Below are 16,232 nucleotides of genomic sequence, written 5' to 3'. Positions count from 1 at the left end.
ATGCCGCAATTCTATGGAACCGAGGTGCGGTCGCGACTGCTGCTCGGCACCGCCCGCTACCCCTCCCCGGCCATACTTGCCGAGGCCGTCCGCCGCTCGGGCACCGATATCGTTACGGTGTCGCTGCGCCGCGAGTCAGCCGGCGGCAAGAATGGCGGCGCCTTCTTCCAGCTCATCCGCGAGCTCGGCGTCCACGTGCTGCCGAACACAGCCGGCTGCCATTCCGTGTCGGAAGCGGTGCTGACGGCCAGGATGGCGCGCGACGTGTTTGCGACCAACTGGATCAAGCTCGAGGTGATCGGTCATCATGATACGCTGCAGCCGGATGTCTTCGGCCTCGTCGAAGCGGCCGGCATCCTCACCGGCGAAGGCTTCGAGGTGTTCCCCTATACGACCGATGACCTGGTGGTGGCGGAACGGCTGCTCGAGGCCGGCTGCAAGGTGCTGATGCCCTGGTGTGCGCCGATCGGCAGCGCCGTGGGTCCACGGAACCTGGCCGCGCTACGCACCATGCGCGCCGCGTTTGCCGACGTGCCGCTGATCGTCGACGCCGGCATCGGCCGCCCGTCGCATGCGGCAACGGTCATGGAGCTCGGCTATGACGCCGTGCTGCTCAACACCGCCGTTGCCGGGGCCGCCGATCCGGCCGCCATGGCCGAAGCTTTCGCCAGCGCGATTGAGGCAGGACACATGGCCCATGGCGCCGGCATGCTGGAGCCGCGTGACATGGCGGTCCCTTCGACCCCCGTCATCGGAAAGGCGGTCTTCTCGTGAAACTCGACCCTTTCTATCTCATCGTCGACAGTGCTGCCTGGATCGAACGGCTGGTGCCGCTCGGCGTCAAGCTCGTGCAACTCAGGATCAAGGACTCCAGCGACGAAGAAATCCGCGGCCAGATCCGTATTGCCAAGTCGGTCTGCGCCGCCCACGGCTGTCAACTGATCGTCAACGACTATTGGCGGCTGGCGATCGAGGAAGGTTGCGGCTTCGTCCATCTCGGTCAGGAGGATCTGGCCGAGGCCGATCTCGGCGCGATCCGCGCCGCCGGGCTGAAGCTAGGCGTCAGCACCCATGACGAGACGGAACTCGAAACGGCGCTCGCCGCCGAGCCGGACTATGTGGCGCTGGGGCCGATCTATCCGACGATCCTGAAACAGATGAAATGGGCGCCGCAGGGCCTGGCGCGGCTTTCCGCCTGGCGCGATCGCGTCCAGCCGCTGCCGCTTGTAGCGATCGGCGGGCTCAATCCGGATCGGATCGACGGCGTCTTTGCCCATGGCGCCGATTGCGCCGCCGTCGTCACCGACATCACGCTCAACGCCGACCCGGAAGGCCGGACGACGGAATGGATCCGGAAGACGGCAGCTTGGCGTTAGCCCCCGTCATCTGGTCGCCATGCTGGCGACCAGATCGCTGAACCTTTCGCCCTGGATGCCCACATGGGTCCGCAGCAGCCGGCGGGCCTCTTCCCCATCCCCAGCAAAGATCGCGCCGACGATGCCGCAATGTTCCGAGAAGGACGTCGAGAGGCGATTGCGCACGCGCAGCTGCAGCCGACGATAGGGACGCAGCCGCCGATGCAGTTGCATGCATTGCTCCTCGAGGAAGTCGCTGCGGCTTGCCGCGTAGATCGCCTTATGGAATTCCTCGTTGTCGTAATAGTAGGCGTCACTGTCGCCGGCATCGGCTGATTGCTCGCAGCGCTTGTGGGCCGCCGTGATCGCCTGACGGGAACCCTCGTCGAGGCGGCGGGCGGCAAGCGACCCGGCCAGGCCCTCGAGCTCCGCCATGACCTCGAACATTTCGTAGATGCGGTGCGGTCCCGGATCGATGACGACGGCGCCGCGCCGAGGCCGAATCTCGATGAGGCCGATCCCATTGAGCTGCATCAGCGCCTCGCGAACCGGCGTCCGCGATACGCCGTAGCGGCTGGCCAGAACCATCTCGTCCAGCCGTTCGCCAGGGGCGAACTCATTGGAAAGAATTGCGTTCTCGATCTCGTCCCGGAGCCACCGGCCGACATTCTCGGACATTCGTTCGTGACCTCATAATACAGCACTGAAGTTCTTGTATACACGACGATTGACGTCGTGCACGCAGTGTGTCACCTTATATACTATACTGCCAAGCCTCAGAAATGAGAACGCTGGCGAATGCGGAGGCCTTAGTCGGTCGTCCCGCCCATGCAGCAGGAGGAGAGTGGCATGCCCGGGACCTCTTTTTTCAGCGACATGCTCCAGGGTATCACCGAGCGCGGCCGCAAGCTGTTGTTTGCCGGTTCGCGCACCACGGATGCCACGGTCGAAGCCGATCTCGCGACGCTATGCGAAATGCTGCTGTCGAGCCGCGGCGAAGCCTCCGGCATGGCCATTGCCGCCGAGATCCTCGAGCGCTGGAGCAAACTCGACAGTGCCGGCGTGCAGCAGTTCCTGCACATGTTCTCTGAGAAATTCGGTGCCGATACGGCGAAGCTCGACAAGGCGGTCGACAGGTACCGTGCCGAAAAGACCCCCACGGCGATCATCGCGCTTCACAAGGCGGCGGAACCGCGCCGCCAGGAGCTTCTGCGCCGGCTGAACCTGGCGCCGAACGGCACGGCCAAACTCGTCCAGATGCGTCAGCAACTGCTTGGACTGAAGGAGCGGCCCGAGGAATTTCGCGCCGTCGACACCGACTTCGCGCATCTGTTCGGCTCCTGGTTCAATCGGGGCTTCCTGACGCTGCGCCCGATCGACTGGACGACGCCGGCGCACATCCTCGAAAAGATCATCAAATACGAGGCGGTGCACGAGATCGCCGGCTGGCAGGAATTGCGCCGTCGCCTGGCGCCGGCCGACCGGCGCTGCTTTGCCTTCTTCCACCCGCGACTGGTGGACGAGCCGCTCGTCTTCGTCGAAGTGGCGCTCACCCGATCCGTCCCAAGCGCCATCAAGGACGTGCTCGACGAAGGCAGGGAGCAGATCAATCCCGACCAGGCGACGACCGCCGTGTTCTATTCGATCTCCAACTGCCAGGACGGCCTGCGCGGCATCTCGTTCGGCAATTTCCTGATCAAGCAGGTCGTCGAGGACCTGCGCCGCGACCTGCCCGGCCTCAGGACTTTCGTCACGCTTTCACCGGTTCCGGGCTTTGCGCGTTGGCTCGCCAAGGCGCGCAGCCCGGAAGCCGAGCCGCTGCTGACCGACGAGGACCGCAAGGTCCTGGTGCTGCTCGATGATCCGGCATGGGTTAATGACGCGAGCACGGCAAGCGAGGTCGAGCGTGTGCTGCTACCGCTCGCAGCCCATTATTTCCTGGTCGAACGGACGCCGGAAGGCCGTCCCGTCGATCCGGTCGCCCGCTTCCACCTCGGCAACGGGGCCCGGCTGGACAGGCTGAATTTCCTCGGCGACCGCTCCGCCAAGGCCATGCAGCAGGCGCACGGGCTGATGGTCAACTACCTCTACAAGCTCGAGGACATCGAGGCCAACCACGAGGCGCTGGCGCAACGCGGCGAAGTGACGGCATCGCCGGCCGTCAAGATCCTCATCGGCCGAAACGGGGACAGCCGCCGTGGCGGCAAGAGCGAACTTTCGCGACCGTTCGCACAGGTCATGAACGGCAAGATTGGAGGAGGGCGCAAGTGAGCAACCATCTTTTCGACGCCATGCGGGCGGCCGCTTCCGGCGATGCGCCGTTCATCCGGCTCAATGGCGGCCGGACCTGGACCTATCAGGACGCGCGCGACCTATCGAGCCGCATCGCCGGCGCCATCGATACGCTCGGCATCCGCCCGGGCGACCGGGTCGCAGTACAGGTCGACAAGAGCCCCGAAGCGCTGATCCTCTATCTCGCCTGCCTGCGCAGCGGCGCGGTCTATCTGCCGCTGAACACCGCCTATACGCTCGCCGAACTCGACTATTTCATCGGCGACGCCGAGCCGCGCCTGGTCGTCGTTTCCTCGGCGGCCCGGGAGAGTGTCCGAACAATCGCAGAGCCTCACGGCGCCATCGTCGAAACGCTCGACGCCGACGGCAAGGGCTCATTGCTCGATCTCGCCCGCGACGAACCGGCCGACTTCGTCGATGCCTCGCGCACCGCCGATGACCTGGCAGCGATCCTCTATACGTCGGGAACGACCGGCCGGTCCAAGGGCGCCATGCTCACTCACGGCAACCTGCTCTCGAATGCCATGACCTTGCGCGACTGCTGGCGCGTGACCGCCGGCGATCGGCTGATCCATGCCCTGCCGCTCTTTCATACCCATGGGCTGTTTGTCGCCACGAATGTAACGCTGCTTGCCGGCGCCTCGATGTTCCTGCTTCCGAAGTTCGATCCGGAAGAGGTCTTGTCGCTGATGCCGCAGGCGACGCTCCTGATGGGCGTTCCGACCTTCTACGTGCGCCTCCTGCAGAGCCCGCGCCTCGACCGGCTGGCGGTCGCGAACATGCGCCTCTTCGTTTCCGGTTCCGCGCCGCTGCTGGCCGAAACACATGTCGAGTTCAGGAAGCGTACCGGTCACGCGATCCTCGAGCGCTACGGCATGACCGAGACCAACATGAACACCTCGAACCCCTACGACGGAGAAAGGATCGCCGGAACGGTCGGCTTCCCGCTGCCCGGCGTGACGGTGCGCGTCACCGATCCGGCCACCGGCGCTGCCCTGCCGCCGGAGGAGACCGGCATGATCGAGATCAAGGGGCCGAACGTCTTCAAGGGCTACTGGCGGATGCCGGAAAAGACCGCCGCGGAATTCACCGCCGATGGGTTCTTCATCAGTGGCGATCTCGGCAAGATCGACAGGGATGGCTATGTCCATATTTCAGGCCGCAGCAAGGACCTGGTGATTTCCGGCGGATACAACATCTATCCCAAGGAGGTTGAGGGCGAGATCGACCAGCTCGAGGGTGTCGCCGAAAGCGCCGTGATCGGCGTCCCGCATCCCGATTTCGGGGAGGGCGTCACCGCCATCGTCGTACGCAAGCCGGAGGCGGCGCTCGACGAAAGCGCCATCCTCGGCGCGCTCAAGGACCGGCTGGCGCGCTACAAGCAACCCAAACGCATCCTCTTTGCAGACGACTTGCCGCGCAACACGATGGGCAAGGTCCAGAAGAACGTGCTGCGGCAGCAATACGCCGACCTATACGCCAGGACGTGACCACGCGCCCTCTGGGAGGAAGGCGCACGGACATCATCTTCAATCTCGGAAAACGACAACTACGGCGCTGGACGCGCCGGAGGGAGGGGAATCATGAGCATCGAAATCCTATCCATACTGCTCTTGATCGGCATGTTCGTCATCGCGACGATCCAGCCGATCAACATGGGAGCGCTGGCATTCGGCTGCACCTTCGTGCTCGGATCGCTGATCATCGGCATGAAGGCCAATGACATCTTCGCCGGCTTCCCGAGCGACCTGTTCCTGACGCTGGTCGCCGTTACCTCCTCTTCGCCATCGCCCAGATCAATGGCACGATCGACTGGCTCGTCGAATGCGCCGTGCGGCTGGTGCGCGGCCATGTCGCCTGGATTCCCTGGGTGATGTTCCTGGTCGCCGCCGTCATCACCGGATTCGGCGCGCTCGGGCCGGCGGCCGTCGCCATTCTGGCGCCGGTGGCGCTGAGCTTTGCCGTGCAGTACCGCATCCACCCGGCCATGATGGGCCTGATGGTCATCCATGGCGCGCAGGCCGGCGGATTCTCGCCGATCAGCGTCTATGGCGGCATCACCAACCAGATCGTCGTCAAGGCCGGCCTGCCTTTCGCGCCTACATCCCTTTTCCTCTCCAGCTTCTTCTTCAACCTGGCGATCGCGGTGCTGGTGTTCTTCGTGTTCGGCGGTGCGCGGGTGATGAAGCAGAAACCCGCATCTTTTGGTCCCTTGCCCGAACTGCATCCCGAAGGCGTGTCGGCGTCGATCAGAGGCCATGGCGGCACGCCTGCCAAGCCGATCCGGGCGCACACATACGGCACCGCAGCTGACACCGCTACGACGATGCGACTGAACAGTGAGAGGATCACGACGCTGGTCGGCTTGACGGCGCTCGGCATCGGCGCCCTGGTCTTCAAATTCAATGTCGGCCTGGTGGCGATCACCGTCGCCGTCGTGCTCGCGCTGCTGTCGCCGAAAACCCAGAAGGCGGCAATCGACAAGGTGAGCTGGTCGACCGTGCTGCTGATCACCGGCATCATCACCTATGTCGGCGTCATGGAGAAGGCCGGGACAATCGACTATGTCGCCAGCGGCATCTCAAGTCTGGGCATGCCGCTCCTGGTGGCGCTGCTCCTGTGCTTCACCGGGGCGATCGTCTCCGCCTTTGCCTCCTCGACGGCACTGCTCGGCGCCATCATCCCCTTGGCAGTGCCGTTCCTCCTGCAGGGCGAGATCAGCGCCATTGGCGTCGTGGCCGCGATCGCCATCTCGACGACGATCGTCGATACCAGCCCGTTTTCGACGAACGGCGCGCTCGTCGTTGCCAACGCGCCGGACGACAAGCGCGAGCACGTGCTGCGCCAGCTACTGGTCTACAGCGCGCTGATCGCCATCATCGGGCCGGTGGTCGCCTGGCTGGTCTTCGTCGTACCTGGCCTGGTTTGACGGCAGGGTCGCCGACCGAGGAATGCCCGGTGCCGTTCATCCAAACTGGAGGAAATACATGTTGAAACGCTTGGCCTTCATGTCAGCCATGCTGTCCTTCGCTCTGCTGCCGAGCAATTCCTGGGCCCGCGTGATCGCCTTTGAGATCAAGGCGTCCGGGCCTGCCTTTGAGGGCAAAGCCTTCGGCGAGATCGGTACCTACGAACGGATTGATGCGATCGCCGCTTTTGCCATCGATCCGAAGTCGCCGCGCCGCGCCGGTATCGTCGATATCGACAAGGCGCCGGCGAATGCGTCGGGGGACGTCGTGTTCAGCACCGAGGTTTCGATCCTGAGGCCGTCGAATGCGGCGCAGCGCTCGGCCTTTCTCTTCTACGAGGTGCCTAACCGCGGCAGGAACCTGAGCTTCCAACTCCTTAACCGCGCCAAGTCTAATAGTGTCCCAGCCACCGCCGCGGACGCCGGCGATGGGTTTCTCATGAAACGCGGCGACACCATCGTCTGGAGCGGTTGGCAGACGGGCCTTGCCGACGAGTTCCTGAACATCGACCTGCCCGTCCTTGACGGCGTCACGGGCCAGTCGCGCGAACAGTTCATCTTCGACAAACCCGGTCGATCGAGCACGGCGAAACTCACTTACCCGGCGGCCGACCTCGATCCGTCGAAGGCCAGGCTCACGGTCCGCGCCAGGGAGCGCGACGCGCCGCAACAAAGGCCGGGGCTGGGCTTCAGATATCTGAATCCGACGGAAATCGAAATCACCCGGCCTTCAGACATGGATGCCGGTGCGATCTATGAATTCGTCTATTCGGCAAAGGATGCGGTCCCGGCCGGCCTGGCTTTCGCCGCCACCAGCGACCTGATCTCTTTCCTGCGTGGCAATCAAGGTCACGAGGCGGAAAATCCGCTCGACGGCGTGCAGCACACGATCGGCATGGGGATCTCCCAATCGGGGCGCTTCCTTCGCGACATGATCTTTCAGGGCTTCAACGCCGACGAGAAAGGTAACAGGGTCTTCGACGGAGCGATCCCGCATATCGCCGGCTCGCGCAAGAGCTTCACCAATTTCCGCTTCGCCCAGCCGGGCCGCTATTCGCGCCAGCACGAGGACCACGACTATCCGGGCGATCAGTTCCCCTTCACATACACCGAAACCCGTGACCCCGTGAGCGGCGAGAGCGGCAGCATTCTTTCGGTCTGCAGCCCGACGGACACGTGCCCGAAGATAATGCATACCGACACCTCGACCGAGTTCTGGCAGGCTCGCGCGTCCCTGGTCACGACGTCGCCGGACGGCAAACAGATCGAGATGCCTGACAATGTGCGGCTCTATTTCATCGCGGGGGCGCCGCATTCCAACGATTGGTCTGCGAAATCCGGAGAGGAAGCGGCCTGCGCCTTTCCGACAAATCCGCTGAGCGCCGCGCCGGTCATGCGGGCGCTATATGTGGCGATGGCGGACTGGGTCTCTGAGGACAGGGCTCCACCTCCCAGCCGCTATCCGAGCCTGACAGACGGAACGCTCGTCAGCCTGGACAAGCTGAAACTGCCGAAGATCAATGGCGAAGTGGCGCGGCCGGTCTTCAACGAGCTCAGGGCGATGGATTACTCCTCCCAACCGCCGTCGCGGGGCAAGGCCTATCCGGTATATCTGCCCGCCGTAGATACGGACGGCAATCCGCTCGGCGGTATCAGGATGGCCTATGTTCAGGCGCCGCTTGGAACCTATGCCGGCTGGAACCTCCGCAAGAGGGGCTTCGGAGAGGGCGAGCTCTGCAGCCTTACCGGTACCTTCATCCCGTTCCCCAGGAAACGAAGCGATGCCGATAGTCGAGACCCCTTGAGCGACCGCTATGCCGATAGCGAAGCCTATGTCGCGGCGGTCAAACGTGCCTCGGAAGGACTGGTCGCCGATGGCTTCATGCTTCCCGACGATCTCGGCTACGTGCTCGATCGCGCTCGTGAGGACAGTGCGTTGCTGCCCTGATCGACCCGGCAAGGGGCGCAGCTCTCTCCTCCGCCCTCGCCGCTGGCGGCACTCGAAGAAAAGCCCCGGAACTGACGTTCCGGGGCCATCGGTCGCCTGACCGGGAGAAATAAATCAGGCGGCCTGTACCTTTTTCGAAATACGGGCCCATTCGGGAATCCAGTCTCGATGGGCGACGAGCAGGTCGTCGACGAGCGACCAGATCTGGTCGAGGTCGAGCTCGGCGGCCGTGTGCGGATCCATCATCGCCGCGTGATAGAGGTGCTCGCGGTTTTCGGTAACGAGCGCCTGCACCGTCAGCTCTTGCACGTTGATATTGGTGCGGATGAGCGCGGTCAGCTGCGGCGGCAGCGCGCCGACATAGGTCGGCTGGATGCCGGAGGCATCGACGAGGCAGGGGACTTCGGCGGCGCAGTTTTCCGGCAGCGAGGTGATGCAGCCGTTGTTCCTGAGGTTGCCGTAGATCACCGATGGCTCGCCGGTCCAGACCGAGTTCATGATCGACGAGGCGTATTCGTGGCTCTCCGCCACCTCGATCGTCTCGGCCTCCTTGTAGGCGGCCGCCTGCCCCTTCCAGCGCTCGATCTGCTCGATGCAGCGCTTCGGATATTCGTCGAGCGGAATGCCGAATTTCTCGATCAGGTCCGGACGGCCGTCCTTGATGAAATAGGGCGTGTATTCGGCGAAGTGCTCCGAGCTCTCGGTGACGAAATAGCCGAGCCGCGTCAGCATCTCGTAGCGCACCTTGTTCGGGCAGCGCGGGTTCCAGTGGCTGGGCTTCGGGAACCGCCCTTCGCGATAGCCGCGGATCAGATCCGGATAGAGGTCGCGGTAGCTGCCGTCGTTCTGGCGATGCTCGAACTTCAGATAGAAGGCCATGTGGTTGATGCCCGCGGCCCGGTAGCGAATTTCCTCGAGCGGAATTTCAAGGTCGCGGGCAAGCTCGAAGGCCGTCCCCTGCACCGAGTGGCAGAGGCCGACCTGCTTGATCGTCGGGAATTTTTCGGCGATCGCCCAGGTGTTGATCGCCATCGGGTTGACGTACTGCAGCAGGATCGCCTCCGGGCAGACCTGAAGCATGTCCTCGCATATCTTCCAGAGATGCGGCACAGTGCGAAGGCCGCGCATGATGCCGCCGACGCCGAGTGTGTCGGCGATCGTCTGGCGCAGGCCGTATTTCTTCGGCACCTCGAAATCGGTGACGGTGCAGGGCTCATAGCCGCCGATCTGGAAGGCGACGACGACGAAATCGGCGCCTTCGAGGGCCGTCAGCTGGTTCGAATGGGTTTCGACCTTTGCTTGGACGCCAAGGGTGCGCACCAGCTTGCCGGCGACGATCTCGCTTTCGGCGAGGCGCTCCGGGTTCAGGTCCATCAAGGCGATCGTCGCGGCCGAAAGCGCCGGCCGCTGCAGAACGTCGCCGATGATGTTCTTCATGAAGACGGTCGAGCCGGCGCCGATGAAGGTGATCTTGGGTTGTCTCGTCATGGAATAGCCTCTGTTCTCTAAGGTCACGCGGCCACTTCGAAGGCGGCTCTGACGAGCCGCTCCGTATAGGCAGTCTTGGGATTGGAAAGAATTTCGTTCACGGGGCCCTCTTCGACGATCTTGCCGTGCTGCATCACCACGACGCGGTGGCAGAGCGCGCGCACAACCTTCAGGTCGTGGGAGATGAAAAGGTAGCTGAGCCCCCGCTCGTCCTGCAGCTTGCGCAACAGGTCGATGATCTGGGCCTGCACCGAGAGATCGAGCGCTGAGGTCGGCTCGTCGAGCAGGATGAATTCCGGCTCGAGCGCGATGGCACGGGCAATGGCGATGCGCTGGCGCTGGCCCCCGGAAAATTCATGCGGAAAGCGCGACAGGATATTGCCCGGCATGCCGGCGCTGACCAGCGCATCCTGGACACGGGCGAGCCTGTCCTTGCGGTTCTCGCCGATGCCGTTGACGATCAGCCCCTCCTCGATGATCTGGCCGATCGACATGCGGGGATTGAGCGAGGAGAACGGATCCTGGAAGACGATCTGGATCCGCGACCGCAACGGGCGCATGCCCCAGCGGTCCTTGTTATGGATCGGCTCGCCATCGAAATAGATCTCGCCGCCCTCGGTGTTGATCAGCCGGATCAGCGCCTGGCCGAAGGTGGTCTTGCCGGAACCGGACTCGCCGACGAGGCCGAGCGTCTCATGCCGGCGAAGATTGAGGCTGAGGCTGTCGACGGCGATGAGCTCCTTCAGCTCCGGCTTGAAGAAGCCGCCCTTCTTCAGCATGAACGAGACCCGGACGTTGCGGCCGTCAAGCACGATCGGTGTATTGTCGGACAACGGTTTCGCCGAGCCCGACGGTTCTGAGGCGAGCAGCCGTCGCGTATAGGCATGCTGCGGGTTGGCAAACAGCGCCGCCGTCGTATTGTGCTCCTTCACCTCGCCGAGCTGCATCACATAGACATAGTCGGAGAACTGCCGCACCACCGTCAGGTCGTGGGTGATCAGGATCACCGCCATGCCGAGATCCTGCTGCAGCTTGCGAATCAGGTTGAGGATCTGCGCCTGCACGGTGACGTCGAGGGCCGTCGTCGGCTCGTCGGCGATCAGCACGTCCGGATCGTTGGCAAGCGCCATGGCGATCATCACGCGCTGGCGCTGGCCGCCGGAAAGCTGATGCGGATACTGGTTGAGCCGTGCCTCGGGATCCGGGATCTGCACGTGGCGCAGCAATTCCAGCGCGCGGGCCGCAGCCGCGCGGCGGCTCATCCGGCGATGCGCCCGGATCGCCTCGATGATCTGGCTGCCGATCGTATAGACCGGGTTCAGCGAGCTCATCGGCTCCTGGAAGATCATCGAGATGCGGTCGCCGCGCAGCGCCCGGCGCTGCCGCGCCGAGAATTTCAGGACGTCGCGGCCGTCATATTCGATGCGCGAATGCGAGGCGACCGTGGCACGCTTCGAGAGCAGCCCCATGATGCTGCGCGCCGTCACCGACTTGCCCGATCCGGACTCGCCGACGATCGCCACGGTCTCACCGCGATAGAGCTGGAAGGAGACGTCCTTCACTGCCTCGACGGTGCCGTGCTCCACCTTGAAGGTGACGGCCACCTTGCGGGCGTCGATGACCGGCCGCGTATCCTTGGTGTGGCGGTCAATCCGTTCGTCGGGTGCCGGGACAATGCTTTCGATCGCTGCCATCGGCGTTCTCCTCAATAGGGGTCGATTGCGTCGCGCAGGCCGTCACCCAGCGCATTGAAGGCGAAGACGGTGACGAGCACGAAGGCGACGGGCGAGAGGATCCAGGGATAGGAGCCGATCGCCGAATAGTTCGCCGTGTCCTGCAGCATCAGCCCCCAGGAGATCAGCGGTGGCTTCACCGCAAAGCCGAGGAACCCGAGGAAGGATTCGAGCAGCACCACCTGCGGGATCGACAGCGTGACGGCGACGATCACGTGGCTCATCACATTCGGGAAAATGTGCTGGAAGATGATGCGCCGGTCAGTCGCGCCGATGGCGATCGCCGCCCGCACATAGTCGATCCGCGCCAGCGCCAGCGTCTTGCCGCGGACTTCGCGCGACATCTGCGCCCAGCCGAGCGCCGACATCACGATGACGACAAAGGCCAGGAAGACATTGGTCGGCGCCGTCACCGGAATCAGCGAGGCGAGCGCCAGGTAGAGCGGCAACTGCGGGAAGGCCAGCACAAGCTCCACGAAACGCTGCACCCAGGCGTCGAAGCGTCCGCCGAAATAGCCCGACACCATGCCGACCGTCGTGCCGACGACGGTCACGATGGAGACGACCGTCAGCGCGATGATCAGCGATATGCGTGAGCCGTAGAGGATGCGCGACAGCACGTCGCGGCCGAACTTGTCGGTGCCGAGCAAATGCACCGGCGTGCCGTCGACGGCGCCAAAGAGATGGCGCTGGGCGGGAATGAGCCCGAAGAGCCTGTAGGGCGCGCCCTTGACGAAGAAGCCGAGGACCTGCGGATTTTCGTAGTCGGGGCCGATGATCGGCTGGAAGGTGATCGGGTCGAGCTCTTCCGTCTCGCGCACCGGGTAGCTGCGCGGCGAGAAGACGAAGTTGCCGTCCTTGTCGCGGAAGCTGATCGCCTGCGGCGGTGCGAAGGCGACGCCGGTCGCCTTCGGATCGACCGGCGACAGGAAATCGGCGAAGATCGCCATGACAACCAGCAGGCTGACGAGGATCAGGCCGAGCAGGCCCGTCCAGGAGCGTTTCAGCCGCCGCCAGACAAGGGCGGTATAGCTCTCGTGGTGGTGCTTTTCTTCCGGCTGCATTGCGACCGGTACGGTGCTATGGGCTTCGATGGTCATGCGTAGGCCCCTCCTCCCATGCGCACGCGCGGATCGAGCGCGGCGAGCAGCATGTCGGCGATGATGTTGCCGACGATCAGCGTTGCCGAAAGAACCAGCATGAAGGTCGCGGTGACATAGACGTCGCCCACCCACATGGAGCCGACGATCGCCGGCCCAACGGTCGGCAGCGCGAAGATGATCGCCGTCTCGATCTCGCCGGTCAGCATGTAGGGAAGCACGACACCCTGATACATGATGAGCGGGTGCAGCGCGTTCGGAACGGCATGCCGCATCACGACGGCGCTCTCGCTCAGGCCCTTGGCGCGGGCCGTCTCGACATATTGGGCATTCAGCGTGTCGAGCAGGTTGCCGCGCATGACGCGCATGTTGTAGGCGAGCCCGCCGAACGTAGCGATCGCCACGACCGGCCAGACGTGCTTCACAAGATCGACGAACTTGTCCCAGGACCAGGGCGCGCCGCCATAGCGGGCGGAATGAAAGCTGTTGATCTCGCTGACATTGAAATGGAAGACGAGGACATAGACGATGATCAGCGCCATCAGGAAGCGCGGCACCGTCATGCCGAGGAAGGAGACGGTCGAAAGCAGGCTGTCCACCCAGGAATATTGCCGGGTCGCGGCGAGGATGCCGAAGCCGATGCCGATCACCGAAGCGAGGATGTGGCAGACGAGCGCCAGCGCCAGCGTGCGCGGCAGGCGTTCGCCGACGACGTCGGCAACCGGCTTGTTGTAGTAGAGGCTATGGCCGAAATCGCCGCGCGTCACGATACCGGTCACCCAGTTGACGTATTGCAGCGGCAGCGGCTTATCGAGGCCATGCTCCTTGCGATAGGCCTGCGCCTGGGCGTCGGCTTCCTCGAAGGAGGCGCCGCCCTGGTTGATGAGTTGCGAGCGGATGTAGTCGCTATAGTCGCCGGGCGGCGCCTGGATGATGGCAAAGGTCACCACGCTCAGGACGAACAGCACCGGAATGGCAGAGGCGATGCGGACCAGCAGAAATCTGAACATGGCCGTTTCCTTCTGTCGGTTTTCCGTTGGCGGTGCCGGCCAGACCGGCACCGCCCGGAGTGAAGGGCGATCCTCCCGGCTCCGAAGGTCAGGAGCCGGGAGAGACGATCACGTTCAGTTGCTCGGGCCGCTTTCGCCGGGCTTGCCCGGAAGCTGCTCTGCATAGAGCTCGTAGTCGCCCTGCTTGTCGGCCGCAACGTAGACCCGCTCGCGGATGATCGTGTCTTCAGCCCAGTTGAACATGAAGATCGGCGCGCCCGGAGGAATGTTCGAGAAGCGCTTGTTGATGATCAGCGCCCCCGGATATTCGGTCAGGCCGACGGTATCGACATTGGTCGTCGAGACCTTCTGGAACTGCTTCATCAGATCGGCGCGCGCCTCGTTGTCGTTGCTCGCGATGAACTTGTTGACGATGTCGACGAGTTCCTGCTCGTAAGGCATGAGATCGACCTTGCCGCTTTCCGGCGCCCGGTGGTGCCAGCTCGTGCGCGGGCCGGTGGGGGCCAGCTGCGTCGTGTTCTGCACGACAGAGGTCAGCTCCTGGTCGTTGCGGCGGATCAGCCAGTCGAACTTGCCGGCATATTGCGTCGCATCGCGCTTGGTACCGTCGACCGCATTGAGGACGACCTTGAGACCGAGCTGCTCCATCTGGCCGATCAAGCCTTCCGCGAGGTTGCGGTCGGTGCCGTAATCGGAATTGACGAGCATCACGATCTGCACGTCGGCTCCGCCGGCGGTTCCTTGCGGAAAGTTGACGATGCCGTTGCCGTCCGTGTCCTTGAGCCCGGCCTTTTCGAGGAGCGCCTTGGCGCCTTCGAGGTCAAAGGGGTAGTAGATGGTCGAGTTCCGGTCGTAAAAGCTCGTGCCGGAGGAAAGCCCGCCCGGGTAGATCGCCGTGAAGGGGCCCTTCACCAGCGCTTCGCCGAGCTTCTTGCGATCGACCGCCATGGTGACGGCCTGGCGGAAATCCAGGTTGCGGTTGAGTTCCCGGACCGCCTGGGCGCGTTCGTCCGGCTCTCCCCAACCATTGGCCGAGTAGTTCATGCGCAGATTGTAGCCGATGACGCGCGGACCGAAGGCGAGCCGCGCCGGGGCGGATTCATTGGCTGCGCGCTTCAGCGACTCGACGAAGTTCTCCGGCTGCTCGAGGTTGGAGAAATCGCCCGATCCGGCGATCGCCTGAACGTCGCGGTCGGCCCAGGTCGACAGCTTGTAATGCACTTCGTTCAGATAGGGCAGCTGCTTGCCGGACTCGTCGACCTTCCAGTAATAGGGATTGCGGCGCAACACGATGATGTCGTCCGGCCGGTAGGCGACCGGCACCCAGGCGCCCATCACCGGAATGTTCATGTATTCCGGCGGGAAGCCGTTCTTGTACTGGTCGTAGGTCGTGCCGGCATATTTCGGATGCTTGGTCTTGAGGATATGCGATGGGCCGGGGCAGAAAGTGCCATAGGCCATGGAATAGAGATGCTGGCGCGGGAAGGCCTCCTTGAAGGTCCATTCGACGGTATTCTGGTCGATCTTCTTCAGTGTCGTTCCTTCACCGAAGGTCTCCGGTGTCGCGCCGTTCAGCGGCGAGACGTTCGGATCGACGACATTGTCGTCCCAGTAGAACATCACATCGTCGGCGTCGAAGGGGTCGCCGTCGGACCATTTCGCGCCCTCGATCAGATGCATCGTCAGCTTGTGGCCATCCTCGGACCATTCCCAGCTCCGGGCGAGGTTCGGCAGCGGCTCGACGTCGCTCGCCTCCACCTGGTAGAGCGGCGCGGTGCGCGTCAGGCATTCGGACATGCCGATGTCGATGCCGCCCCACCCTTGAGTCTGGCCGGCGCTGTAGTTCCAGCCCTCCGGCCGGCCGCCGATGACATGGCGCATGACGTCGCCATAGACGCCGACACCGTCCGGCATGTTGCCGGTCTTGAAGACCATCGGCTCCCTCGGCAGGCGCTCGGCAACAGGCGGCAGCTTGCCGGTCTTGACGAATTTCTCCGTGACCCATTCCGGCTCTTTGTATTCGGGCAAAGCCTTGAACTCGAGAATGGACTCGCGCGGCACAAAGGTGATCTTGCCCTGCGCCGGCACGGGCGGCTGCTCGGGCACCACGGTCGGTTCGGACGCGAAGGCCTGCACGGCAAAGGCGGATATGCCGATCAGCAGGCTGGCCGTTGTTTTCAGTCGATGCGTTCTCATTGTCTCAGGTTCTCCCTCCTGTGTTCGCCACGCCGGGACGGGTGGCGCTCCTCCTAACGGTCTCCGACGTGGCGTCATGCGCCCCCGCCGGACGACATTCGCTTCCTCACGCGGATGCCGTTTCGCGCTGTCCTTTCAAAGG

The 16,232-nt window shown here is 63.8% G+C and carries 11 protein-coding genes and 1 pseudogene; 6 read left to right on the top strand and 6 right to left on the bottom strand.

The features are described from left to right. A complete protein-coding gene (locus USDA257_RS11080) occupies positions 1-774 on the top strand; it encodes a thiazole synthase (protein ID WP_014763041.1) in 774 nt (257 codons plus the stop codon). Then, positions 771-1,376, top strand: coding sequence for a thiamine phosphate synthase (locus USDA257_RS11075; RefSeq protein ID WP_014763040.1), 606 nt, complete (start codon positions 771-773; stop codon positions 1,374-1,376). The genes USDA257_RS11080 and USDA257_RS11075 overlap by 4 nt, the downstream gene beginning before the upstream one ends. A gap of 6 nt (positions 1,377-1,382) precedes the next feature. Here USDA257_RS11075 and USDA257_RS11070 read toward each other — a convergent pair whose 3' ends face one another. After that, positions 1,383-2,033 (bottom strand): GntR family transcriptional regulator, encoded by a 651-nt coding sequence (locus USDA257_RS11070; protein ID WP_014763039.1) that lies wholly within the window; start codon positions 2,031-2,033, stop codon positions 1,383-1,385. A gap of 171 nt (positions 2,034-2,204) precedes the next feature. Between USDA257_RS11070 and USDA257_RS11065 the strand changes: the two genes are divergently transcribed. The 4 genes and pseudogenes from USDA257_RS11065 (at position 2,205) to USDA257_RS11050 (ending at position 8,563) form a co-directional block, all read left to right on the top strand. Then, entirely contained in the window at positions 2,205-3,626 is a 1,422-nt protein-coding gene (locus USDA257_RS11065; protein ID WP_014763038.1) for a malonyl-CoA decarboxylase, read from the top strand. Beyond that, positions 3,623-5,137: a malonate--CoA ligase gene (locus USDA257_RS11060; RefSeq protein ID WP_014763037.1), complete on the top strand. Its 1,515-nt coding sequence runs from the start codon at positions 3,623-3,625 to the stop codon at positions 5,135-5,137. The genes USDA257_RS11065 and USDA257_RS11060 overlap by 4 nt, the downstream gene beginning before the upstream one ends. A gap of 93 nt (positions 5,138-5,230) precedes the next feature. Further along, positions 5,231-6,576: pseudogene (locus USDA257_RS11055) on the top strand (SLC13 family permease). Between the two features lie 58 nt (positions 6,577-6,634). Continuing rightward, positions 6,635-8,563, top strand: coding sequence for an alpha/beta hydrolase domain-containing protein (locus USDA257_RS11050; protein ID WP_014763036.1), 1,929 nt, complete (start codon positions 6,635-6,637; stop codon positions 8,561-8,563). A 114-nt stretch (positions 8,564-8,677) separates the two neighbouring features. Here USDA257_RS11050 and USDA257_RS11045 read toward each other — a convergent pair whose 3' ends face one another. From USDA257_RS11045 to USDA257_RS11025, 5 genes are all read right to left on the bottom strand, one after another. Continuing rightward, positions 8,678-10,051, bottom strand: coding sequence for an alpha-glucosidase/alpha-galactosidase (locus tag USDA257_RS11045; RefSeq protein ID WP_014763035.1), 1,374 nt, complete (start codon positions 10,049-10,051; stop codon positions 8,678-8,680). A gap of 23 nt (positions 10,052-10,074) precedes the next feature. Continuing rightward, positions 10,075-11,745: an ABC transporter ATP-binding protein gene (locus tag USDA257_RS11040; RefSeq protein WP_014763034.1), complete on the bottom strand. Its 1,671-nt coding sequence runs from the start codon at positions 11,743-11,745 to the stop codon at positions 10,075-10,077. An 11-nt stretch (positions 11,746-11,756) separates the two neighbouring features. Beyond that, positions 11,757-12,884, bottom strand: coding sequence for an ABC transporter permease (locus USDA257_RS11035; RefSeq protein WP_014763033.1), 1,128 nt, complete (start codon positions 12,882-12,884; stop codon positions 11,757-11,759). Further along, positions 12,881-13,894, bottom strand: coding sequence for an ABC transporter permease (locus tag USDA257_RS11030; protein ID WP_014763032.1), 1,014 nt, complete (start codon positions 13,892-13,894; stop codon positions 12,881-12,883). Before USDA257_RS11030 ends, USDA257_RS11035 begins: the two co-directional genes overlap by 4 nt. A gap of 114 nt (positions 13,895-14,008) precedes the next feature. After that, positions 14,009-16,090 carry an ABC transporter substrate-binding protein gene (locus USDA257_RS11025; protein WP_014763031.1) on the bottom strand — a complete coding sequence of 694 codons (2,082 nt, stop codon included), beginning with the start codon at positions 16,088-16,090 and terminating at the stop codon, positions 14,009-14,011. Positions 16,091-16,232: the final 142 nt, after the last annotated feature.

It is taken from the genome of Sinorhizobium fredii USDA 257 (assembly GCF_000265205.3).
In the GTDB taxonomy this organism is placed as follows: Bacteria; Pseudomonadota; Alphaproteobacteria; order Rhizobiales; family Rhizobiaceae; genus Sinorhizobium; species Sinorhizobium fredii_B.
Note: the sequence above shows the minus strand (reverse complement) of the source record. Positions and strands in the feature narration are given on the sequence as shown.

Bases quoted from the DNA above. Each gene is read 5' to 3' on its own strand.
- USDA257_RS11030 (WP_014763032.1), bottom strand. From the start codon at position 13,894: ATGTTCAGATTTCTGCTGGTCCGCATCGCCTCTGCCATTCCGGTGCTG.
- USDA257_RS11040 (WP_014763034.1), bottom strand. From the start codon at position 11,745: ATGGCAGCGATCGAAAGCATTGTCCCGGCACCCGACGAACGGATTGAC.
- USDA257_RS11065 (WP_014763038.1), top strand. From the start codon at position 2,205: ATGCCCGGGACCTCTTTTTTCAGCGACATGCTCCAGGGTATCACCGAG.
- USDA257_RS11080 (WP_014763041.1), top strand. From the start codon at position 1: ATGCCGCAATTCTATGGAACCGAGGTGCGGTCGCGACTGCTGCTCGGC.
- USDA257_RS11045 (WP_014763035.1), bottom strand. From the start codon at position 10,051: ATGACGAGACAACCCAAGATCACCTTCATCGGCGCCGGCTCGACCGTC.
- USDA257_RS11035 (WP_014763033.1), bottom strand. From the start codon at position 12,884: ATGACCATCGAAGCCCATAGCACCGTACCGGTCGCAATGCAGCCGGAA.
- USDA257_RS11050 (WP_014763036.1), top strand. From the start codon at position 6,635: ATGTTGAAACGCTTGGCCTTCATGTCAGCCATGCTGTCCTTCGCTCTG.
- USDA257_RS11025 (WP_014763031.1), bottom strand. From the start codon at position 16,090: ATGAGAACGCATCGACTGAAAACAACGGCCAGCCTGCTGATCGGCATA.
- USDA257_RS11070 (WP_014763039.1), bottom strand. From the start codon at position 2,033: ATGTCCGAGAATGTCGGCCGGTGGCTCCGGGACGAGATCGAGAACGCA.